Source organism: Ancylobacter sp. IITR112 (assembly GCF_041415945.1).
Taxonomy (GTDB): domain Bacteria; phylum Pseudomonadota; class Alphaproteobacteria; order Rhizobiales; family Xanthobacteraceae; genus Ancylobacter.
This window is the reverse complement of sequence record NZ_JBGCUS010000001.1, coordinates 2,508,322-2,528,807: the sequence shown is the minus strand read 5'-3', so window position 1 is coordinate 2,528,807 and position 20,486 is coordinate 2,508,322. Positions and strand designations below refer to the sequence as shown.

At 71.6% G+C, this 20,486-nt stretch carries 19 protein-coding genes and 1 riboswitch; of the genes, 10 read left to right on the top strand and 9 right to left on the bottom strand.

All coding sequences use genetic code 11. The annotated features are described in order from the left end of the window. Positions 1-128: 128 nt before the first annotated feature. The 4 genes from tmpT to recQ all read right to left on the bottom strand — a co-directional run bounded on the left by tmpT (position 129) and on the right by recQ (position 4,601). Positions 129-767, bottom strand: a complete 639-nt coding sequence (gene tmpT, locus AAC979_RS12120; protein ID WP_371347133.1) for a thiopurine S-methyltransferase — start codon at positions 765-767, stop codon at positions 129-131. 73 nt (positions 768-840) lie between these two features. Beyond that, positions 841-1,788, bottom strand: a complete 948-nt coding sequence (locus AAC979_RS12115; RefSeq protein WP_371347131.1) for a YncE family protein — start codon at positions 1,786-1,788, stop codon at positions 841-843. A gap of 189 nt (positions 1,789-1,977) precedes the next feature. Continuing rightward, entirely contained in the window at positions 1,978-2,523 is a 546-nt protein-coding gene (locus tag AAC979_RS12110) for an SRPBCC family protein (RefSeq protein ID WP_371347129.1), read from the bottom strand. A 239-nt stretch (positions 2,524-2,762) separates the two neighbouring features. Then, entirely contained in the window at positions 2,763-4,601 is a 1,839-nt protein-coding gene (gene recQ, locus AAC979_RS12105; protein ID WP_371347127.1) for a DNA helicase RecQ, read from the bottom strand. Between the two features lie 172 nt (positions 4,602-4,773). Between recQ and cbiB the strand changes: the two genes are divergently transcribed. After that, a complete protein-coding gene (gene cbiB, locus AAC979_RS12100) occupies positions 4,774-5,754 on the top strand; it encodes an adenosylcobinamide-phosphate synthase CbiB (protein ID WP_371347125.1) in 981 nt (326 codons plus the stop codon). 108 nt (positions 5,755-5,862) lie between these two features. Here the strand turns inward: cbiB and AAC979_RS12095 are convergent, their stop codons facing one another. From AAC979_RS12095 to cobU, 4 genes are all read right to left on the bottom strand, one after another. Then, the gene (locus tag AAC979_RS12095) at positions 5,863-7,323 is read right to left on the bottom strand and encodes a cobyric acid synthase (RefSeq protein ID WP_371349049.1); all 1,461 of its coding nucleotides are present in this window, start codon (positions 7,321-7,323) and stop codon (positions 5,863-5,865) included. A 184-nt stretch (positions 7,324-7,507) separates the two neighbouring features. After that, complete coding sequence (locus tag AAC979_RS12090; RefSeq protein ID WP_244375471.1) at positions 7,508-7,732, bottom strand: NINE protein; 225 nt, start codon at positions 7,730-7,732, stop codon at positions 7,508-7,510. 123 nt (positions 7,733-7,855) lie between these two features. Continuing rightward, complete coding sequence (gene cobO, locus AAC979_RS12085; protein ID WP_371347123.1) at positions 7,856-8,476, bottom strand: cob(I)yrinic acid a,c-diamide adenosyltransferase; 621 nt, start codon at positions 8,474-8,476, stop codon at positions 7,856-7,858. Next, positions 8,473-8,988 carry a bifunctional adenosylcobinamide kinase/adenosylcobinamide-phosphate guanylyltransferase gene (cobU, locus tag AAC979_RS12080; protein ID WP_371347121.1) on the bottom strand — a complete coding sequence of 172 codons (516 nt, stop codon included), beginning with the start codon at positions 8,986-8,988 and terminating at the stop codon, positions 8,473-8,475. Before cobU ends, cobO begins: the two co-directional genes overlap by 4 nt. 157 nt (positions 8,989-9,145) lie before the next feature. Beyond that, positions 9,146-9,352: riboswitch (cobalamin riboswitch) on the top strand. 109 nt (positions 9,353-9,461) lie between these two features. Between cobU and cobW the strand changes: the two genes are divergently transcribed. The 6 genes from cobW to AAC979_RS12050 all read left to right on the top strand — a co-directional run bounded on the left by cobW (position 9,462) and on the right by AAC979_RS12050 (position 17,280). Continuing rightward, a complete protein-coding gene (gene cobW, locus AAC979_RS12075) occupies positions 9,462-10,529 on the top strand; it encodes a cobalamin biosynthesis protein CobW (RefSeq protein WP_371347119.1) in 1,068 nt (355 codons plus the stop codon). Between the two features lie 124 nt (positions 10,530-10,653). Continuing rightward, the gene (cobN, locus tag AAC979_RS12070; RefSeq protein ID WP_371347117.1) at positions 10,654-13,935 is read left to right on the top strand and encodes a cobaltochelatase subunit CobN; all 3,282 of its coding nucleotides are present in this window, start codon (positions 10,654-10,656) and stop codon (positions 13,933-13,935) included. Next, entirely contained in the window at positions 13,932-15,152 is a 1,221-nt protein-coding gene (gene cobG / locus AAC979_RS12065) for a precorrin-3B synthase (protein WP_371347115.1), read from the top strand. Before cobN ends, cobG begins: the two co-directional genes overlap by 4 nt. Further along, the gene (locus AAC979_RS12060) at positions 15,153-15,788 is read left to right on the top strand and encodes a precorrin-8X methylmutase (protein WP_371347113.1); all 636 of its coding nucleotides are present in this window, start codon (positions 15,153-15,155) and stop codon (positions 15,786-15,788) included. Then, complete coding sequence (locus tag AAC979_RS12055) at positions 15,785-16,522, top strand: precorrin-2 C(20)-methyltransferase (RefSeq protein ID WP_371347111.1); 738 nt, start codon at positions 15,785-15,787, stop codon at positions 16,520-16,522. The genes AAC979_RS12060 and AAC979_RS12055 overlap by 4 nt, the downstream gene beginning before the upstream one ends. Continuing rightward, positions 16,519-17,280, top strand: a complete 762-nt coding sequence (locus AAC979_RS12050; protein ID WP_371347110.1) for a precorrin-3B C(17)-methyltransferase — start codon at positions 16,519-16,521, stop codon at positions 17,278-17,280. Before AAC979_RS12055 ends, AAC979_RS12050 begins: the two co-directional genes overlap by 4 nt. Here the strand turns inward: AAC979_RS12050 and AAC979_RS12045 are convergent. Further along, positions 17,250-18,053, bottom strand: a complete 804-nt coding sequence (locus tag AAC979_RS12045) for a cobalt-precorrin-6A reductase (protein WP_371347108.1) — start codon at positions 18,051-18,053, stop codon at positions 17,250-17,252. The two genes, AAC979_RS12050 and AAC979_RS12045, sit on opposite strands and share 31 nt — an antisense overlap. Here AAC979_RS12045 and cbiE point away from each other — a divergent pair. Genes cbiE through cobM form a run of 3 tightly spaced genes read left to right on the top strand, consistent with a single transcriptional unit; the run spans position 18,052 to position 20,458 of the window. After that, a complete protein-coding gene (cbiE, locus tag AAC979_RS12040) occupies positions 18,052-19,311 on the top strand; it encodes a precorrin-6y C5,15-methyltransferase (decarboxylating) subunit CbiE (protein WP_371347106.1) in 1,260 nt (419 codons plus the stop codon). The genes AAC979_RS12045 and cbiE overlap by 2 nt on opposite strands. Beyond that, entirely contained in the window at positions 19,308-19,703 is a 396-nt protein-coding gene (locus AAC979_RS12035; protein WP_371347104.1) for a cobalamin biosynthesis protein, read from the top strand. Before cbiE ends, AAC979_RS12035 begins: the two co-directional genes overlap by 4 nt. Continuing rightward, positions 19,700-20,458, top strand: coding sequence for a precorrin-4 C(11)-methyltransferase (cobM, locus tag AAC979_RS12030; protein WP_371347103.1), 759 nt, complete (start codon positions 19,700-19,702; stop codon positions 20,456-20,458). The genes AAC979_RS12035 and cobM overlap by 4 nt, the downstream gene beginning before the upstream one ends. Positions 20,459-20,486: the final 28 nt, after the last annotated feature.

The following is a 20,486-nucleotide window of genomic DNA, read 5'->3' as shown; positions in this document are numbered from 1 at the left end:
CGCTCCTCATCCCCGGGCTTGACCCGGGGATCCCGCTTCTGCGCTGTACGTGAGGCCCGATGCGCGGGGGCGTCCTCCCCGGCCACCGGGTCCCCGGCTCACGCCCGGGCATGAGGGCGATCGGGCGGTCAGCGCCGCTCCAGCTTCCACACCTCTTCCGCCACCGGCTCCTTGCCGCGCAGCCCGCCCTTGAGCGGGTGCTTCTCCAGCAGGGCGACGTGATAGGCCGCGCCATAATGGCGGCGCACCTCGTGCTCATCCACGGCGAAGGGCGGGCCGACGGTGAGGCTCTGGTCGTAGTCGAACGTGATCAGCAATTGCCGCGCATGGCGGGTGAGATGCGCGAGATGGGCGGCGTAGCGCGTGCGCATCGGCTCGGGCAGGGCGACGAGGGCGGCGCGGTCATAGACGGCGTCGACCGGCCCCAGCACCTCATGGGTGAGGTCGAAGATATCGCCGACAAAGATGGTGATGCCTTCCGCCGCGAAGCGCTCGAGCGGGCCGATCTCGGTGATCTCGGGCGTGACGCCAAGCTCGGCGAAGAGCTGTTCGACGGCGAGGCGGCTCAGTTCCGCGCCCGCCAACTCATAGCCGTGGCCGAGCAGCCAGTTGAGATCGCGGCTCTTGCCGCAGAGCGGCACGAACACCCGCGCGCCGGGGCGAAGGCCGAGCGATCCGAAATGGCGGACCAGCAGCGGATGGGCCTCGCTTTCGTGAAAGGCGATGTCGTTCGCCTCCCATTTCCGGTGCCAGAAATCCGCGTCCATGACATCCCTCCTGTAATCCCGCAGCCATCCTAACCGCTGCGGCGGCGGCGGCGAATCCGCAATAGCCCTCTGGTCAATCACCCGTCTTGCGCAGAAAGGCGCCGAAGGCGCGCGGGCCATCGGCGACGGCGACGGTGCCCACCACTTTCAGCGTGGCGGTGTCGATGATGTCCAGCGTGTTCGCCTCCCAGCAGGCGACATAGATGAAGGCGCCATCGCGACTGGCGGCGATGCCTTCGGGATAGTCGCCCACGGGGATGGTGGCGAGCGTCTTCAGCGTGTCGGTGTCGAACACGGTGACGGTCGAGTCATACTGGTCGGTGACGAAGGCGCGGCCTTTCGCCAGCGCCACCGCATAGGGCCGGGCGCCGACCTTCACGGTGGCCACGACCTTGCGGGCCTTGAGGTCGATCAAGCTCACATCGTTGGAGGCGACATTGGCGGTGTAGGCGCGGGCGCCTTCCGCGTCGATGGTGACGCCGAAGGGGCGGGCGCCGACCGGGATCGAGGCGAGGCGGGTGAGCGTCTTCGTGTCGATGAGGCTGACCGCGTCGGAATCGCGATCGGCGGAGAGCAGCAGCGCGCCGTCCGGCGTCACCGCGAGGCCGGAGGGCGACTGGCCGACCGCCACCTCGCCGATGATGGCGCCGCTCGTCGCGTCCACCGCCTTGATCCGGTGCTGGTACCAGTCGGCGACATAGGCCGGGCTGCCGGAGGGGTGGACGGCGACGCCGAGCGGCCCGCCGCCGAGGTCCACCCGGTGGGTGACGGTGCGGCTGGCAGCGTCGAGAATGGTCAGCGCCTTGCCGTCGGGAGAGGTGACGAAGGCGCGCGCGCCGTCCGCGCTCACCGCGATGCCGGCCGGCTTGCCGGAGATGGGAAGCGTCGCCACCACCTTGCGGCTGACGAGATCGACCACCGACAGCGTTTCCGCCGGCTGCGAGGTGATGAAGGCCTCGTCCGCCAGAGCCGGCGGGGCGAGCAGGGCGGCGAGGAGGGGGAGGGTCCTGATCACCGTCATCCCGGACGATCGAAGGTCGAGCCGGGATCGCACGGAGGTGGCGCGCGATCCCGGCGCGCGCGGTCGCGCGGCCGGGATGACGCCGGGAGGGAAAGAAGACAGGTCTAGCCGCCAAGGCCCCTCACCCCAACCCTCTCCCCGGCGGGGAGAGGGGGCCAGGCGCCGCGTGATGGGTGCCGACGTCACGGCTCAGCTGCCGCCCTCGATCTGCTTCTTCAGGCTTTCCAGACCCGCCTTGTAGAGGCCGGTGACGGCGTTGACGGCGGCTTCGTCGTTCAGCTCCGGCGGCGGGTCGTTATTGGGGTAGCCGCGATAGAAGGCGCCGCGCCACTCGACCTCGGACTTCTTGCCGTCGTCGGCGGGGGTGACGATAAGCCAGGAGGAATAATTGGTGACCGGCAGCACCGCCACGTCGACCTTGTCGATGCGGTACATGAGGGTCATCTTTTCCGGCTCGAGCTTGGCGACCTCTTCCTCGACGGTGGCGCCGTTCTTGAGGGTCAACGTGCGCTTGGCGCCGGGGGCGTTGCCGCCCGTGCCCTCGGTCTTGGCGACGACCGGAATCCAGCCGCCATCCTGGAAGTTGGAGACCACCGCCCACACCTTCTCCGGCGGGGCGTTGATCTCGATCTTCTCCGAGATCTTCTGGCGGGTCGGGCCATGCGCCGCCGCGGGCGGCAGGGTGGCGAGCAGAGAGGTGGCGGCCAGCGCCGCGGCAAAGAGTTGCAGCTTCATCGTTTCCATCCCGGAGTCAGAGCGCGTTCCGATCGGATTGCTGTGCAATCCGATCGGTAAAACGTTCTCTATCAATAGTTTAGAGACTGATTCACCGATCGGGCTGATTCAACCTGATCGGATCAGGCTCTAGGGCATTCCGGACTTTGCGTCCGTTAGCCACCAGTCTAGGGAGGGATTCGTCGTTCGTGAACTCTTTTGCGTGTGGAAAATTTCCCGGGTCGAATTCTTCGGATTTCTTAAGAGAATTCTTTGAGAATCTTAAGAAACGCCGCCCCGAACGCCTCCAGCTTGGCGGCGCCCACGCCCTTCACACCGGCCAGCTCGCTGCGCGTGCGCGGGTGCTCCACCGCCATCTCCTCCAGCGTCTTGTCGGCGAAGACCACATAGGCCGGCACGTTGCGCTCGGCGGCGAGGTCGCGGCGCAGCGCCTTCAGCTTGCCGAGCAGCGCGGCTTCCGCCGGGGCCAGCTCCGCCCCGCTGTCGGAACGGGCGAAGCGCTCGCGGCTCCGTTTCGCCGGAGCGCGCAGGGTGAAGGCGCGGGTGCCCTTCAGCACGGCGAGGCCGGTCTCGGTGAGGGTGAGCGCGCCGAAGCGGGTGGGGTCGGCATGCAGCGCGCCGGTGGCCACCAACTGGCGCAGCAGCGCGCGCCACTCCGTCGCCGGCTTGTCGCCGCCCGCGCCGAAATCGGCGAGCTTGTCATGGCCGCGCCCGCAGATCGCATCCGTGCGCTGGCCGGTGACGACGCTGGCGAGATAGGCGGCACCGAAGCGCTCGCCGGTGGCGCGCACGAGGCGCAGCACCGTTTGCGCGTCGGCGCTGGCGTCGATCACCTTGGGCGGGTCGCGGCACACGTCGCAGGCGCCGCACGCCTTGGCGCGCTCGCCGAAATAGCCGAGCAGCACGGCGCGCCGGCAGGTCACCGCCTCGCAGAAGCCGACCATGGCGTCGAGCCGGCGGGCTTCCACCATCTTGCGCTCGGGCGGGGAGGGTTCCTCGTCGAGGAAGCGGCGGCGGGTGGCGATGTCACCGGCGGAATAGAGCAGCAGCGCCTCGGAGGGCTGGCCGTCGCGGCCGGCGCGGCCGATCTCCTGATAATAGGATTCCAGCGTGCCCGGTGCATCGGCATGCAGCACATAGCGCACATCCGACTTGTCGATGCCCATGCCGAAGGCGACCGTGGCGACCATCACCACCCCGTCCTCGGCGAGGAAGATTTCCTGATTGGCGGCGCGCGCCTCCGCGCTCATGCCGGCATGGTAGGGCAAAGCGCGAATGCCGGTGGCGGCGAGGCGCTCGGCGGTCTCGTCCACCTTCTTGCGCGAAATGCGGTAGATGATGCCTGACAGACCCGGCCGGGCGCGGACATAGCTCTCGATCTGCCGCGCCGGGTCCTTCTTGTCCTCGACGCCGATGAAGATGTTCGGGCGGTCGAAGCCGGAGACGAAGACGCGCGCCTGCCCGCCGAACAGCCGCTCGACAATGTCGTCGCGCGTCGCCTTGTCGGCGGTGGCGGTCATCGCCACCAGCGGCAGGCCGGGAAAGATCTCCCGCAGCCGGCCGAGGCCGAGATATTCGTTGCGGAAGGAATGGCCCCATTGCGAGATGCAGTGCGCCTCGTCCACTGCCACCAGCCCGAGCTTGAACCGCGACAGCGCGGCCAGCATGCGCTCGGTGAGCAGGCGCTCAGGGGCGAGATAGAGCAGGCGCACCTCGCCCGCCGCCACCCGGCGCCAGATCGCGACATTGTCCTCGCGGGATTTGCCGGAATGGATGGCCTCGGCGGCGACACCCTGCAGCTTCAGCGCGTTCACCTGGTCGTCCATCAGCGCGATGAGCGGCGAGACGACGATGGAGAGCCCGCCCTTCACCAGCGCGGGGAGCTGGTAGCACAGGGATTTTCCCGCGCCGGTGGGCATCACCGCCAGCGTCGGCACGCCGGCGAGGATGGAATCGACAACCTCCTGCTGGCCGGGGCGGAAACGGTCGAAGCCGAACACCTCGGCGAGCCGCGCCCGCTTCGCCTCTTCGATGTGAGGCGGCAGGATGCCGTGCGATGAGGTGACGGGGATGTTCATTCCGTGCGTCGTCGTCCGTTTCGGGTGCCCTTGGGCGTCGTGGGTCTTGATGGCGACCGCGCGGGCGGAAATGGTGGCCGCGCGGTCCCGGGGGATTCGTCTGTCGCGGCGCCCCGCTGATCCCGAGAGACGCCGCTTCCGCGCGAATCATCTGCCGAGAGAATCACCTGTGATGAGCCTCGACCTTACTCTTGGTTTAACCCTGGCGGCGCTGCTGTTCGAGGTCGCCTTCGGCTATCCCTCGTTTTTGCTCGCCCGGATCGGCCATCCCGTGATGTGGATCGGCCGGCTGATCGGCGCTCTCGACCGCCATGTCAACCGCGACGCCGCCGCCCCGCGCGAGCGGCGCCTCGCCGGGGTGGGGGCTCTGGTGCTGATCGTGGCGGTGAGCGGCGGTGCCGGCCTGCTGGTGCAGGGGCTGGCGTTGCGGGTGCCGGTGGTCGGCCTGCTGCTGGCCGGGCTTGCCGGCTCCAGCCTGCTGGCGCAGCGCAGCCTCTACCAGTTCGTCGGCGCGGTGGCGGAGGGGCTGGAGACGAGCCTTGAGGAGGGACGGCGGGCGGTGTCGCATATTGTCGGCCGCGACCCGGACAAGCTCGACGAGGCCGGGGTGGCGCGGGCGGCGATCGAGAGCCTGGCCGAGAACTATTCCGACGGGGTGGTGGCGCCAGCCTTGTGGATGGCGGTCGGCGGGCTGCCGGGCGCGGCGATCTACAAGGGCGTGAACACCGCCGACAGCATGATCGGCCATCGCGACGCGCGGCACCTCTATTTCGGCTGGGCGTCGGCGCGGTTTGACGACCTGATCAACCTGCCGGCCGCGCGGCTGGCGGGCCTGCTCATCGTCGCCGGGGCGCTGTTCGTGCCGGGCGCCTCGCCCCTACGGGCGTGGCGGGCGATGATGCGCGACGCCCGCCGCCACCGCTCGCCCAATGCCGGCTGGCCGGAAGCGGCGATGGCCGGCGCGCTCGGCATCGCCATCGCCGGGCCGCGCCATTATGGCGGCACGCTCTCGGTCGACGGGCTGATGGGCGAGGGCGGGCGCTATGAGTGCACCGCCACGGACATACGCCGCGCGCTCGCCCTCTACCGCGCGGCGGATGCGGTGATGCTGGCGCTGGTGGCGGGGCTGGCGCTGCTGGCATGGGGGTGGTGAGGGGCACATAACCCTCGCGCCCTCATCCGCGGGCTTGACCCGTGGATCCAGCCTTTGCGTGGGAACTGAAGATCATTCGGGTCCGCTCCCGGTCACTGGGTGCCCGGGTCAAGCCCGGGCATGAGGGAAGGCGCTGGCGATTTTCAGCAGCCGGTCGAGGTCGATGTGCTTTTCCAGATGCGCGGCCAGCGCGTCGAGCGTCGCCTCGACGCCAGCTTCATAGTCGAGCCCGCTCGGCGGGGCGCCGAGTGTCGCGAGCCAATGGGCGCGCTGGCGGTCATCCGTGAACAGGCCATGGGCATAGGTGCCGGTGACGCGCCCGTCCGGGGACACCGCGCCTTCCGGCCCGGCGCCGTCGATGTGAGCAAAGGGCCGGGCGCGGCCGGGGCCGTCGGTGACGCCCATATGCATCTCATAGCCGGAAAACGGCGCCCCGCCGGCGGTGCCGGTGACGGCGACCAGCCGCTTATGCCCTGACAGCACCGTGTCGACCTCTAGCAGGCCGAGGCCGGGCAGCGTGCCGGGCGGGCCTTCCACGCCGTCGGGGTCGGCGAGCAAGCGCCCCAGCATCTGGTAGCCGCCGCACAGGCCGAGCACCCGCCCGCCGCGCCGCACATGGGCGAGAAGGTCGATGTCCCAGCCCTCGCGGCGGAAATCGGCGAGGTCGGCCATGGTGGATTTCGAGCCGGGCAGCAGGACGAGTGCGGCATCGGCGGGCAGCGGCGTGCCGGGGCGCACGCGGATCACCTCCACGCCCGGTTCGGCCTCCAGCGGGTCGAGATCGTCAAAATTGGCGATGCGCGGCAGCAGCGGCACGGCGATCTTCACCCGCGCCCCCGGCTTGGGCAACGTGGCGGCGTCGAGCGCCAGCGCGTCCTCCGCCGGCAGGCGGCGGGCGTCCGGGAAGAACGGGATGAGGCCGAGCGCTTCCCAGCCGGTGCGGGACGCGATCGCCTCCATGCCGGCGGCGAACAGGGCGGGGTCGCCGCGAAAGCGGTTGACGAGAAAGCCGCGGATCATCGCCGCGTCATCCTCCGGCAGCACGGCGCGCGTGCCGACGAGGCTGGCGATGACGCCGCCGCGGTCGATGTCGCCGATCAGCACCACGGGCACGTCAGCGGCGCGGGCAAACCCCATATTGGCGATGTCGTTGGCGCGCAGATTGATCTCCGACGCCGAGCCGGCGCCTTCAACCAGCACGAGGTCGGCCTCGGCTCGCAGCCGCTCATAGCTGTCCAGTACAGCGGACATGAGCGCGGGCTTGAGCTTCTGATAATCCGCCGCTTTCGCCGTGCCCCGCGCGCGACCCTGCACGATGACCTGCGCGCCGATCTCGCTCTGCGGTTTCAGCAGCACCGGGTTCATGTGGACGGAAGGGGCGACGCCGGCGGCGCGGGCCTGCAGCGCCTGCGCGCGGCCGATTTCGCCGCCATCGGGCGTGACGGCGGCATTGTTCGACATGTTCTGCGGCTTGAACGGGCGCACGATGAGCCCGCGCCGGGTGAAGGCGCGGGCGAGGCCGGCGACGATCAGCGACTTGCCGACATCCGAGCCGGTGCCCTGGAACATGAGGGCGAGGGGCTTATGAAGGGGAGGGCTCATGCCCCCTCTCCCCATCGGGGAGAGGGATGGGGTGAGGGGTCCTTCAGCCGGTGAGCCGGGAGCCCCCTCACCGACCCGCTGCGCGCGCCACCTCTCCCCGACGGGGAGAGGGCAGAAAGGCCCGCACAGGACGGTTCATCGCGGCGGGAGATCAGCCGCGCCGTGCTTCGAGATAGTCGACGCGGCGTTCCAGATTGGCTTCCCGCACCATGCCGGGGATGAGGAACAGGTCGATGATCTGCCCGATGCCGAGCAGGCCGACCGTCAATAGCCACAGGGCGCCGGTCCAGTAGCGGCCGGTATAGAAGCGCTGGATGCCGCACACGCCGATCAGGCCGAAGCACCAGAACAGATAGGCGATGGGGGTGGAACGCATCGAAGCGTTTCTCCATGAAAGAACCACGCCGCAACAGCCGGCGTCCTCTCTCACATAGGAATGACGCTGCGCAATTGCGAGATCGCCGCCACGGCCCGCGTGCCGATTTCGACCGGCCGCGCATCAGAACTCGATGCCCTTCTGCGCCTTCACCCCGGCTTTGAAATGGTGCTTCACGAGCCCCATCTCGGTGACGAGGTCGGCGGCCTCGATCAGCTCCGCCTTGGCATTGCGGCCGGTGACGACGACGTGCAGCCCCTCGCGGCGGGCGCTGAGCGCCGCCACCACCTCGGTGAGCGGGAGATAATCGTAGCGCAGGGCGATGTTGAGTTCGTCCAGAATGACCAGCCCGAAGGCGGGGTCGTCCATCATCTCCCGCGCCTTGTCCCAGGCGCGGCGGGCGGAAGCGATGTCGCGGGCGAGGTCCTGCGTCTCCCAGGTGAAGCCCTCGCCCATGGAATGCCATTCCACCCGCGCGCCGAAGCTTTCCAGCGCCGTGCGCTCGGCCGAGTCCCACGCGCCCTTGATGAACTGGACGACGCCGACCCTGGCCCCGTCCGGTTGGCCGAGCGTGCGCAGAGCGAGGCCGAAGGCGGCGGTGGACTTGCCCTTGCCGGGGCCGGTGTGGACCAGCAGAAGGCCCTTTTCGACGGTCTTTTCCGCCACTTCCGCGTCCTGCACCGCCTTGCGCTTCTCCATCTTGGCGCGGTGGCGGGCGGCGTCCTCGGGGGAAATATCGCTCATTCGGCGCTTCCTTTCACGTAGAGCGGCAGGCCGGCGACGGTGAAGACCACGCGCGCGGCGCGGGCGGCGACCATCTGGTTGAGCCGTCCCTGCGCGTCGCGGAACCGGCGGGCCAGCGCATTATCCGGGACGATGGAGAGGCCGACCTCGTTGGAGACCGCGACCACCGGCCCGTCATGGGCGACGAGCGCCTCGACCAGAGCGGCGCATTCGGTGGCAAGATCGGCCTCCGCCAGCAGGCGGTTGGACAGCCAGAGCGTGAGGCAATCCACCAGCACCGGCCGGCCGGGCGGCAGCGCCCTGAGCGCGGCGGCGAGGTCGTGCGGGGCGTCCCGCGTCTCCCAGCCTGCCGCGCGGCGGGCGCGGTGCTCGCCGATGCGCTCACGCATTTCGTCGTCCCAGGCCCGCGCGGTGGCGAGGTAGCACCAGGGCGGGGGCAGGGCGGTGACGAGGCCTTCGGCATAGGCGCTCTTGCCCGAACGCGCGCCGCCGAGAACGAGCGTCAGCGCCATGGCGGGCAGACCGGGGCAAAGCGGGGCGGCATCGTCATGGTTCCCAATGGGGCTCCGAGAGGCGGCGGCGGGCGAGCGGCGGACTATAGCGGCGGCGCGGGGGCGGGCAACCGCCGGGGCCGGGGCGTGCGGTTTGACTTTGCCGGCCAAGCCTCCTTTAGTGGCCGCGACCGACGGTTTTCTCCCGCGAGGGAGGGACGAAGAGGGAATGCGGTGCGGGGCTCTCGGGCCCCCATTCCGCGGCTGCCCCCGCAACTGTAAGCGGCGAGCCTCAGCCGGAAGCCACTGGAGAATGTCTCCGGGAAGGCGGCGACGAGGCGGCGACCCGCGAGCCAGGAGACCTGCCGGCGGTCCGGTCGTGCGTGCCGGCGGGGTGCCCGGCAGACAGGCAGAGACGCGCCACGGCGCGGCTTCGCGCGGGGATTCCCCCGCGACCGACGCATCCCGCGAATCCGTTGCCCGTGGAGATGCTGATGTCCGCCCCCGATTCCCGCCCCGCCGCGCTCGACCGCGTGCCCTGCACCATCGTCACCGGTTTTCTCGGCTCGGGGAAAACGACGCTGATCCGCCATGTGCTGGAGCATGCGCGCGGCAAGAGGCTGGCGGTGATCGTCAACGAATTCGGCGATGTCGGTATCGACGGCGAGATCCTGAAGGGCTGCGGCATCGAGACCTGCCCGGAAGAGAACATCGTCGAACTCGCCAATGGCTGCATCTGCTGCACCGTGGCGGATGATTTCGTGCCGGCGCTCGACGCCATTCTCGCGCGCGAGCCGAAGGTCGACCACATCCTGATCGAGACCTCCGGTCTCGCTCTGCCCAAGCCGCTGGTGCAGGCCTTCCACTGGCCGGCGATCAAGAGCCGGGTGACGGTCGACGGCGTGGTGGCGGTGGTGGATGGCGAGGCGCTAGCCTCCGGCCGCGTCGCGCACGATCATGACGCGCTCGCCGCCCAGCGCGCCGCCGATGACAGCCTCGACCATGACGACCCGATCGAGGAAGTGTTCGACGACCAGATCGCCTGCGCCGATCTCGTCATCCTCACCAAGGCCGACCTGATCGATTCCGAAGGGCAGGCCAAGGCCCGCGCCGCGCTCGACGCCGAACTGCCCAGGGGCGTGCGGGTGGTGAGCGTGACCGAGGGGCGGATCGACCCGGCCATCCTGATGGGTCTCGGCGTCGGCACCGAGAACGACATCGAGAACCGCAAGACGCATCACGATGACGAGCTCGACCACGACCATGACGATTTCGACAGCTTCGTCGTCGCGGTGCCCGAGATCGCCGACCCGGCCGAATTCGCGGCGCGGGTGGCGCGCGCGGCGGAAGAGGCCGACGTGCTGCGGGTGAAGGGGTTCCTGCCCGTCGCCGGAAAGAAGATGCGGCTGCTGGTGCAGGCGGTGGGCCCGCGCGTGGCGCATCATTTCGACCGGCCGTGGGGCGAAGCGGAGCGCACCGGGCGCCTCGTCGCCATCGGGCTGAAGGGGCTGGACCGCGCCAAGGTGGAGGCGATCCTCGCCGGGGAGAGCGTGGCGGCGTGACGCTTCCGTCATCCCGGACGGCCGTGAGGCCGATCCGGGATCGCCGGCCGGACTGAACGGCAACCGATCCCGGCCTGGCGCTGCGCGTCGGCCGGGATGACGATTTCAGGAGACCCGCCTCCCCATGCACATTCTCGCCACCAGTTCTTCCAGCCTCGACGATCTCGTCGAGCCGGTCGATCTCGGCCAGACGCCGGGCGAGATGGTGGTGGTCTCCTTCGCCGACAGCGACCTCGGCGCGCTCGCCGCCGCCATGGCGCAGGCGCAGGAGCGGGGGGACAATCTGCCGAGCCTGCGCCTCGCCAATCTGCGCGATCTGCGCCACCCGATGTCGGTTGATCTGTGGATCGACAAGGTGGGGAGCCGCGCCCGCATCGTGGTGGTGCGGCTGCTCGGCGGGCTCGACTGGTGGCGCTACGGCGTCGACCGGCTGGCCGCCGAGGCGCGGGCACGCGGCTTTGCGCTCGCGGTGCTGCCGGGCGAGGACCGCGACGACCCGCGCCTCGCCGACGCCTCCACCCTGAACGCGGCGGAGCTGGGCACACTGCTCGGCTATTTCCGCGCTGGCGGGCCGGGAAACATGGCCGCGCTGCTGCGGGTTCTTGCCGCCCATGCGGGGCGGACGATGGCCCCGCCGCCCCCTGCGCAGAACCTGCCGCTGGCGGGGTTTTATGCGTGGGAGGGGGCTTCCCCCGAGGGGCCTTCTGCCCCCACCATCCCCGTCATCTTCTACCGTTCCATGGCGCTGGCGGGCGACACCGCGCCGGTCGACGCTCTCTGCGCGGCGCTTGCGGCGCGGGGGCTCGACCCGCGCCCGATCTATGTCGCCAGCCTGAAGGAGCCGACCTCCATCGCCTTCCTGCGCGATGCGCTGGCGGGGATGAAGCCCGCCGCGATCCTGACGCTCACCGCCTTCGCCGCCGCCGATCCCGGCGAGGCCACGGTGCTGGACGCGCCCGGCGTGCCGGTGCTGCAGGCGATCATCGGCACCACCAGCCGCGCGGGCTGGGCGGAAGGCGTGCGCGGGCTGACCAGCGCCGATCTCGCCATGCATGTGGTGCTGCCGGAACTCGACGGGCGGGTGCTGGCCGGGGCGCTCTCCTTCAAGGCGCCGCAGGAAACACAGGCCGTGCCCGGCTTCGCCGCGCTGGTGAACGCGCCGGTGCCCGACCGGGTGGCGCAGGTGGCCGCGCGCGTCGCGGCGCTGGTGCGGCTGCGGCAGACCCCGCGCGGCGAGCGCCGCGTGACCGTGCTGATGCCGGACTATGCCGGCGCCCCCGGCCGCACCGGCTGGGCGGTGGGGCTCGACGTGCCGGCGAGCGTGCGGGCGCTGCTGGCGGACATGGGCGCCGCCGGCTACCGGGTCGAGAACGTGCCCGGCGATGAAAAGGCGCTGGTGGAGTGCGTGTCCGCGACGGCACGTCATGACGGTGCCCATACGGTGCTCTCCCTCGCCGCCTACCGCGCCCATCTCGCCACGCTGCCGCCCGAGGCGGCGGTGGCTGTCGAGGCGGCGTGGGGCCCGCCGGAGGACGACCCGGACCTGCATGAGGGCGCCTTCCGATTCCGTGCCGCCCGCTTCGGCAACGTCACCGTGGCGCTGGCGCCGGAGCGCGGCGATGCGGCCGAGCGGCGGGCGCAGTATCATGACCCGGCGCTGCCGCCGCGCCACGGGCTCGTCGCCTTCGGCCTGTGGTTGCAGGCGAACGCGGAGGCGGTGGTGCATATGGGCGCGCATGGCACGCTGGAATGGCTGCCGGGCAAGCATGTGGCGCTGACCCGCGCCTGCTTCCCGGAGATCGTGCTGGGCGCGCTCCCCGTCATCTATCCCTTCATCGTCTCCAATCCCGGCGAGGCGGCGCAGGCCAAGCGGCGGATCGCGGCGGTGACGCTCGGCCATCTGCCGCCACCGACGCAGGAGGCTGGCCTTGCCGGCGAGGCGGCGGCGCTGGAACGGCTGGTGGACGAATATGCCGAGGCCGACGGGCTGGACCGCCGCCGGCGCGAGCGCCTCGCCCGGCTGATCGTGGAGGAGGCGACGCGCACCGGCTTTGCCCGCGACGCCGGGCTGGAAGAGGGCGCCGACCCCGAGGAAGCGCTGCGCCGGATCGACGCCTTTCTCTGCGATATCAAGGAGATGCGGCTGAAGAACGGCTTCCATGTCTATGGCCGAGGGCCGTGCGGCGACGCCGAGCGCGACGGGCTGCTGGCGGCGCTGGACGGGCGCCGTGTCGCCGCCGGCCCGGCCGGTGCGCCGGGGCGCGGGCGCACCGACGTGATGCCGACCGGGCGGAACCTGTTCACCAGCGATCCGCGCGCGCTCCCCACCCCGACAGCGATGGATCTCGGCCGGCTGGCGGCGGAGGAGATCGTCCGCGCCTATGCGCAGGCGCATGGCGACTGGCCGCGGTCTCTCGTGCTCGACCTCTGGGGCAGCGCGACGTTGCGCACCGGTGGCGAGGAGATCGCCCAGGGGCTGGCGCTGATCGGGGCAAGGCCGGTGTGGGACCCCGGCTCGGGCCGCGTCACCGGCATCGAGGTGCTGCCGCCGGCGGTGCTGGGGCGCCCGCGCGTCGATGTTACCTTCCGTATTTCCGGCCTGTTCCGCGACCTGTTCCCGGCGCAGATCGCGCTGCTCGACGCCGCGCTGCGGGCGGTGGCGCGGCGCGAGGAGAGCGAGGAGGAAAACCCGCTGCGCGCGGCGGGCGAGGGGGCGGCCCGCATTTTCGGCACCGCGCCGGGGGCCTATGGCGCCGGGCTGGAACGACGCGCGGACGGGGTGGAGCGTGACGCGCTGGCCGACGCCTATCTCGCCAGCGCCTCGCATGCCTATGGCGGGGCGGAAGGCGCGGGCCGGGCGACGGAGGGCTTCGCCGCGCGGGTGGCGGCGGCGGATATGCTGGTGCACGGCGCCGACGATCCCGGCCGCGACCTGTTGGAAGGCGATGCCGACCTCGCCTTTATCGGCGGCTTCGCGGCGGCGGCGGAAAAGCTCGGCCGCGCGCCGGACCTATTGGTGCTCGACACCTCCGACCCCGCCCGCCCGACCGCGCGCCCGCTCGGCTCCGCGCTGGCGCGGATCGTGCGCGGGCGGGTCAACCCGCGCTATCTCGACGGGCTGAAACGCCACGGCCCGCGCGGGGCGGCGGAGATGGCGGAGACGGTGGACCGGCTGATCGGCTTCGCCGAGGCGACGCGCGCCGTGCCGGGACACCTGATCGACGCGCTGCACGCCGCCTATGTCGGCGAGGCCCTCATGCGCGAATTCCTGATGGAGGCGTCGCCCGAGGCGGCGCGCTTCATCGCCGCCCGCTTTGACGGCGCGCGCGACAAGGGCCTCTGGCACCCGCGCCGCAACGACATCAGTGCCGATCTCGCCCAGCTTGCGGGGGAGGCGGCGGAATGAGCGCGTTTCCTGCCATGCGGCGCGGCGCCTGCCCGAGCCTGCCGAAGCCGATGCAAACCGGCGACGGGCTGCTGGCGCGGCTGCAACCGCTGGCGCCGTTGACGCTGGACCAGCTTGCCGGGCTGGCGCGGCTGGCGGCGGAACGTGGCAATGGCATCCTTGAGGTGACGGCACGCGGCAAGCTGCAATTGCGCGGGCTGACGCCAGCCACCGCGCCGGGCCTGCCGGAAGCGGTGGCCGCGCTTGATATCGACGTGCCGCAGGGCTTTCCGGTGGAGGTGAGCGCGCTGGCCGGGCGGGACCCTGCGGAGCGGTTCGACCCGCGTGAGTTGGCGCGGGCGATTTCTGAACGCGCGGCGCCGCTGGTGCCGAACCTCGCCCCCAAGGCGTCGGTGGTGGTGGATGGCGGCGGGCGATTCCGCCTCGGCGGGCTGAAGGCGGATATCGCCGTCACGGCGGGAAGCGAGGGCGTGGCGCTGTCGCTGGCCGGCGTGCCCTGCGGCGTGGTGGGGGCCGCGCGGGCGGCCGAGGTGGTGGTCGCCCTGCTGCAACGCCTTGCCGCGCAGGGGCCGGCGGCGCGCATGGTGGACATCGTGGCGGTGGAGGGCAGCGAGAATCTCCGCGCCGGCTTTGGGCTCGCCCCGCCCTCTACCGTGCCCGAGGAGGGCGCTGACCCGGTGGGGCTGCATGCGCTTACGGACGGCACGCTGGCGCTGGGCCTCGGCCTTGAATTCGGGCAGGTGCGGGCGGAGATGCTTGACCAATTGCTGGAGGCCACGCACCGGGCCGGCGTGGCCGAGGTCGAGCCCGCCGCCGGGCGGGCGCTGCTGCTGGTCGGCATCGCGCCCGAGGCGGCGGAAGCCCTGCGCGCGGAGGCGGCGGGGCTCGGTTTCCTCACCGATCCCGGCGACCCGCGCCGGCGCGTCTTCGCCTGCGCCGGGCGCCCGGCCTGCGCCTCCGCCCGGCTCGACACGCACGCGCTGGCGGCGACGCTGGTGCCGCTGCTGGACGGGCGCGATCTCCACGTCTCCGGGTGCCCGAAGGGTTGCGCCCACCCCGCAAAGGCGGCGCTGACCATTGTGGGACTGGACGAGGGGGCGGGTCTCGTGGTCGAAGGCACGCCGCGCGATGCGCTTCGCGACCCTACCCCGGCGGTGCTGCCGGCGACGGCGGTGGCGGGTGCCGTGCGCGCCCTGTTGCAGAAGGATCTGGCCTGAGTGTCCACCCCGTTCGATTATGAGCGCGACGGCAATGCGATCTATGAGCGCTCCTTCGCCATCATCCGCGAGGAGGCGGAACTCGGCCGCTTCACGCCCGAGGAGGCGGATGTGGCGGTGCGGATGATCCATGCCTGCGGGCTGGTGGAGGCCGCCTTCGCCATCGATTTCGCGCCTGATCTGGTGCGGGCGGCGCGCGGCGCGCTCAAGGCCGGCGCGCCGATCCTGTGCGACGCGCAGATGGTGGCGCATGGCGTCACCCGCGCCCGACTGCCGGCCAATAATGAGGTGATCTGCACCTTGCGCGACCCTGAGGTGCCCGCTCTCGCCGAGCGGCTCGGCACCACGCGCTCCGCCGCCGCGCTGGAACTGTGGCGCGACCATATGGAAGGCGCCGTGGTCGCCATCGGCAATGCCCCCACGGCGCTGTTCCGCCTCATGGAAATGCTGGATGCCGGCGCGCCCAAGCCCGCCGCCATCCTCGGCATTCCCGTCGGCTTTGTCGGCGCGGCCGAATCCAAGGATGCGCTGGCGCTGGGGGATCACGGCGTGCCGTGGCTGGTGGTGCGCGGAAGGCTCGGGGGCAGCGCCATGGCGGCGGCGGCGGTGAACGCGCTGGCGAGGCCGGGCCTATGAACGAGATTTCGCAGGGGCGGCTGATCGGTGTCGGCGTCGGGCCGGGCGACCCGGATCTCATCACGCTGAAGGCGGTGCGGGCGCTGGGGACGGCGGATGTCGTCGCCTATTTCGCCAAGCTCGGCAATGCCAGCCATGCCCGCGCCATCGCCCACCCGCATTTCCGCGCGGGGGCCGAGGAACTGCCGCTCGGCTACCCCGTGACCACGGAGATGCCGAAGGACGAGGCGCCCTATCGCGCCGCGATCACGGATTTCTACGAGGCGGCGGCGGAAGCGGTGGCGGCGCATCTGGCGGCTGGGCGGACGGTGGCGGTGCTCTCCGAGGGCGACCCGATGTTCTACGGGTCCTACATGCATCTGCATGTGCGCCTCGCCCATCGCTTTCCCACCGAGGTCATTGCCGGCGTCACCGGCATGTCTGGCTGCTGGTCGCAGGCGGGAACGCCCATCGCCCAGGGCGACGATGTGCTGAGCGTGCTGCCGGGCACGCTGCCCGAGGCGGAACTGGCGCGCCGGCTGGCCGGCACCGATGCGGCCGTCATCATGAAGGTGGGGCGCAATCTGCCGAAGATCCGCCGCGCGCTGGCGGCGGCCGGGCGGCTGGAGCGGGCGCTCTATGTCGAGCGCGGCACCATGACGGGCAGCTTGTGCGAACATCTGGCGACGCGCGGCGATGCGCCCGCGCCCTATTTCGCCATCGTGCTGGTGCCGGGCTGGGAGACGCGGGCATGACCAAGGGCAGATTGTTCGTCATCGGCCTCGGCCCCGGCGAGGCGCGCTTCCTCACCCCGGAAGCGAGTGCCGCGCTGGAAGCCGCCGAGGCGCTTTACGGCTACGAGCCCTATCTCGCCCGGGTGCCGGTGCGCGAGGGGCAGACGCGCCACCCCTCCGACAATCGCGAGGAACTGGTGCGCGCCGGGGCGGCGCTGGCCCATGCCGCCGCCGGCGCCACGGTGGCGATGGTGTCGGGCGGCGATCCCGGCGTGTTCGCCATGGCGGCGGCGGTGATCGAGGCGATCGAGGCCGGGCCGGCCGAGTGGCGCGCGCTCGATCTCGCCATCGTGCCCGGCATCACCGCCATGCTGGCGGTGGCGGCGAAATGCGGCGCGCCGCTGGGGCATGATTTCTGCGCCATCTCACTCTCGGACAATCTCAAGCCCTGGGAAGTCATCGAGAAGCGGCTACGTCTGGCGGCGCAGGCGGGCTTTGCCATGGCGTTCTACAACCCGGTGTCGAAGGCGCGCCCGCACCAGCTCGACACCGCTTTCGAGATTTTGCGCGCCGAGCTGCCGGCCAGCGTGCCTGTCATTTTCGGCCGTGCGGTGGGGCGGCCGGACGAGCGCATGCGGGTGGTGCCGCTCGGCCATGCGCGCGGGCATATGGCCGATATGGCGACCTGCATCATCGTCGGCTCGCCGGAGACGCGGCTGGTGGAACGCCCCGGCCTGCCGGCGCTGGTCTACACGCCGCGCCGCGCCGGGGACGAGTGATGGAGCCGGCGCTCCAGCCAGCCGAGCACCTGATCGACACTCTCCACCGTCTCCACCGGCGGGCGGGGCGGTCGGGCGACCATGATCACCTCGATGCCGAGCGCGCGGGCGGCTTCGATCTTGCCATAGGTCGCTTCGCCGCCGCTGTTCTTGGACAGGATGGCGTCGATGCGGTGGGCGGTCAGCAGCGCGTGCTCGTCCGCCTCCGCGAACGGGCCGCGCGCCTCGATATAGCGCACCTCCGGCACGGCGAGCGGCGGGTCGACGGGGTCGATGCTGCGCACGAGATAGGCGTGCTGCGGCGCGGCTTCCAGCGCGCGCACCTCGTTGCGGCCGAGCGCGACCAGCACCCGGCGCGGGGCGGGGCCGAGCCTTGCCACGGCTTCGGGGATGTCGGTCGCGTCGGTCCAGACATCGCGGGGCTGCCGCTGCCACTCGGGGCGCAGCAGGGCAAGGAGCGGCACGCCGGCGCGGCGGGCGGCCTCATGCGCGTGGTGCGACATGGTGGCGGCGAAGGGGTGGGTGGCGTCGATCAGCGCGTCGATGCGCTCGGTCTTCAGATAGGCTTCGAGGCCGTCGACGCCGCCGAAGCCACCGGAGCGGGTGGGGGCCTCCACAGCGAGCGGGTTGCGCGTGCGCCCGGCAAGCGACAGGCTCACCGCGAATCCCCCGCGCGCGGCGAGCGCCGCCGCGAGGTCGCGCGCCTCGGCGGTGCCGCCGAGGATGAGCAGGCGCGGGGCGCCGGCCTCCCGGCTCTTATCGGACGCTTTCATGCCCGGCAGTGAAACCATCGCCCCGACCGCGTCAACCGAAAGCCGCTGGCTGACCCTTGTCGGCATCGGCGAGGACGGGCTGGCGGGCCTCTCGCCCACCGCGCGGGCGGCGGTGGAGGCGGCTTCGGTCGTGTTTGGCGGCGCGCGGCATCTGGCGCTGGCCGGCGACGCGGTGCGGGGCGAGGCGCGGGCCTGGCCGAGCCCATTCGCGCGCGGTATCGAGGCGGTGCTGGCGCTGCGCGGGCGGCAAGTGTGCGTGCTCGCCTCGGGTGACCCGTTCCTGCATGGCGTCGGCGCCACGCTGGCGCGGCATGTGCCGGCGGGCGAGATGCGGGTGTTTCCCGCGCCCTCCGCCTTCAGCCTCGCCGCCGCCCGGCTCGGCTGGCCGCTGGCGGAAGTGACCTGTCTCACCGTGCATGGCCGCTCAATGGATCTCGTGCGGGCGCATCTGCATCCCGGCCGGCGATTGCTGGTGCTGACCTCGGACGGGGACGGGCCGGGCCAGATCGCCCGCCTGCTGACGGAAAGCGGCTTCGGCGGCTCGACCCTCACCGTGCTGGAAGCGCTGGGCGGCCCGCGCGAGCGGGTTCGCCATGCCCCGGCCGAGGGCTTCGCGCTCACCGATATCCACCCGCTGAATCTTGTCGCCATCGAGGTCGTGGCGGCGGAGGGGGCGCGCATCGTGGCGCTGACTCCGGGTCTGCCGGACCATCTGTTCGAACATGACGGGCAATTGACCAAGCGCGAGATCCGCGCGGTGACGCTTGCCGCCCTCGCGCCCCGTCGTGGGGAGCTTTTGTGGGACATTGGCGCCGGCGCGGGCTCGGTCGGCATCGAATGGATGCTGGCCGACCCCTCGCTCACCGCCATCGGCATTGAGGAGCAGCCAGAGCGCGCGGCGCGGGCGCGGCGCAATGCGGCGGCGCTCGGCGTGCCGGGGCTTGAAATCGTCGAGGGGCATGCGCCGCAGGCGCTTTCCGGCCTGCCCGCGCCGGATGCGATCTTCCTCGGCGGCGGGGCGGGCGATGCCGGCGTGATCGACGCCGCGCTGGCCGCGCTGAAGCCGGGCGGCCGGCTGGTCGCCAATGCGGTGACGCTGGAGACCGAGGCGCTGCTGATCGCCCGCCATGGCGCGCTGGGCGGCGAACTTGTTCGCCTTTCCGTCGCCCGCGCCGTGCCGGTGGGCGGGCTCACCGGCTGGCGGCCGGCGATGCCGGTGACGCAATGGAGCTGGGCGAAGCCGGAGGGCGGCGCGTGATCGTCGCCGGTGTCGGCAGCCGGCGCGGCGTCACCTCGGAGGAGGTGTGCGCCGCCATGCGCGGGGCGATGGAGCGCCACGGCGTGAAACTGTGCGATATCTCGCTGATGGCGACCCCGGCGGCAAAGGGCAGCGAGCCCGGCATCATCAAGGCGGCGCTCGATCTCGGCCTGCTGCTGGTCATGGTGCCGCAGAGGCAACTGGAGGCGGCGGGCACGCGGGCGATGACCCATTCCGAGCGGGTGGTGGCGCTGATGGGGGTGCCCTCGGTGGCGGAAGCCTCGGCACTCGCCGTGGCCGGGCGGCGCTCGACGCTGATCGGCCCGCGCTTCGTGCTGGGGCCGGTGACCTGCGCCTTCGCGCGCGAGGCGGAGAAGGGAGAGGCGCCGTGACGGTGCATTTCATCGGCGCCGGTCCCGGCGCGGCCGACCTGATGACGCTGCGCGGGCGCGATCTCATCGCCCGCTGCCCGGTGTGCCTCTATGCCGGCTCCATCGTGCCGCCGGACGTGCTGGCCTGGTGCCCGGCGGGCGCGCGCCTCATTGACACCGCGCCGCTCTCGCTCGACGACATCGAGGCGGAATTCGTGGCGGCGGAGGCGGTGGGGCAGGACGTGGCGCGGCTGCACTCGGGCGACCTCTCGATCTATTCGGCGGTGGCCGAGCAGGTGCGGCGGCTGGAGGCGCGCGGCATCGCCTACACGCTCACCCCCGGCGTGCCGGCCTTCGCGGCGGCGAGCGCGGTGCTGGGGCGGGAATTCACCGTGCCGGGGCTGGCGCAGAGCCTCGTCATCACCCGCGTCTCCGGCCGCGCCTCGGCCATGCCGGCCGGCGAGACGCTGGCGGCCTTCGGCGCCACGGGAGCGACGCTCGCCATCCATCTCGCCATCCATGCGCTGGAACAGGTGGTGGCGGAACTGATGCCGCTCTACGGGCCGGAGTGCCCGGTCGCCGTGGTGGTGGAGGCGAGCCGGCCGGGCGAGCGGGTGATCCGGGGCACGCTGGCCGACATCGTAGCCAAGGTGGCGGCCGAGCCGGTGGAGCGCACAGCGCTCATCATGGTCGGCCGGGCGCTGGCGCCGGAGGATTTCCGCGAGAGCGCGCTCTATGACGCCGCCTATCAGCGCCGTTTCCGGGGGCGGGAATGAGGGAGCGCCAGAAGGATGCTTCAGCCGG

Excerpts from the sequence above, each read along its gene's own strand:
- tmpT (WP_371347133.1), bottom strand. The coding sequence starts at position 767 with ATGGACGCGGATTTCTGGCACCGGAAATGGGAGGCGAACGACATCGCC.
- AAC979_RS12115 (WP_371347131.1), bottom strand. The coding sequence starts at position 1,788 with ATGACGGTGATCAGGACCCTCCCCCTCCTCGCCGCCCTGCTCGCCCCG.
- AAC979_RS12110 (WP_371347129.1), bottom strand. The coding sequence starts at position 2,523 with ATGAAGCTGCAACTCTTTGCCGCGGCGCTGGCCGCCACCTCTCTGCTC.
- recQ (WP_371347127.1), bottom strand. The coding sequence starts at position 4,601 with ATGAACATCCCCGTCACCTCATCGCACGGCATCCTGCCGCCTCACATC.
- cbiB (WP_371347125.1), top strand. The coding sequence starts at position 4,774 with ATGAGCCTCGACCTTACTCTTGGTTTAACCCTGGCGGCGCTGCTGTTC.
- AAC979_RS12095 (WP_371349049.1), bottom strand. The coding sequence starts at position 7,323 with ATGTTCCAGGGCACCGGCTCGGATGTCGGCAAGTCGCTGATCGTCGCC.
- AAC979_RS12090 (WP_244375471.1), bottom strand. The coding sequence starts at position 7,732 with ATGCGTTCCACCCCCATCGCCTATCTGTTCTGGTGCTTCGGCCTGATC.
- cobO (WP_371347123.1), bottom strand. The coding sequence starts at position 8,476 with ATGAGCGATATTTCCCCCGAGGACGCCGCCCGCCACCGCGCCAAGATG.
- cobU (WP_371347121.1), bottom strand. The coding sequence starts at position 8,988 with ATGGCGCTGACGCTCGTTCTCGGCGGCGCGCGTTCGGGCAAGAGCGCC.
- cobW (WP_371347119.1), top strand. The coding sequence starts at position 9,462 with ATGTCCGCCCCCGATTCCCGCCCCGCCGCGCTCGACCGCGTGCCCTGC.
- cobN (WP_371347117.1), top strand. The coding sequence starts at position 10,654 with ATGCACATTCTCGCCACCAGTTCTTCCAGCCTCGACGATCTCGTCGAG.
- cobG (WP_371347115.1), top strand. The coding sequence starts at position 13,932 with ATGAGCGCGTTTCCTGCCATGCGGCGCGGCGCCTGCCCGAGCCTGCCG.
- AAC979_RS12055 (WP_371347111.1), top strand. The coding sequence starts at position 15,785 with ATGAACGAGATTTCGCAGGGGCGGCTGATCGGTGTCGGCGTCGGGCCG.
- AAC979_RS12050 (WP_371347110.1), top strand. The coding sequence starts at position 16,519 with ATGACCAAGGGCAGATTGTTCGTCATCGGCCTCGGCCCCGGCGAGGCG.
- cbiE (WP_371347106.1), top strand. The coding sequence starts at position 18,052 with ATGCCCGGCAGTGAAACCATCGCCCCGACCGCGTCAACCGAAAGCCGC.
- AAC979_RS12045 (WP_371347108.1), bottom strand. The coding sequence starts at position 18,053 with ATGAAAGCGTCCGATAAGAGCCGGGAGGCCGGCGCCCCGCGCCTGCTC.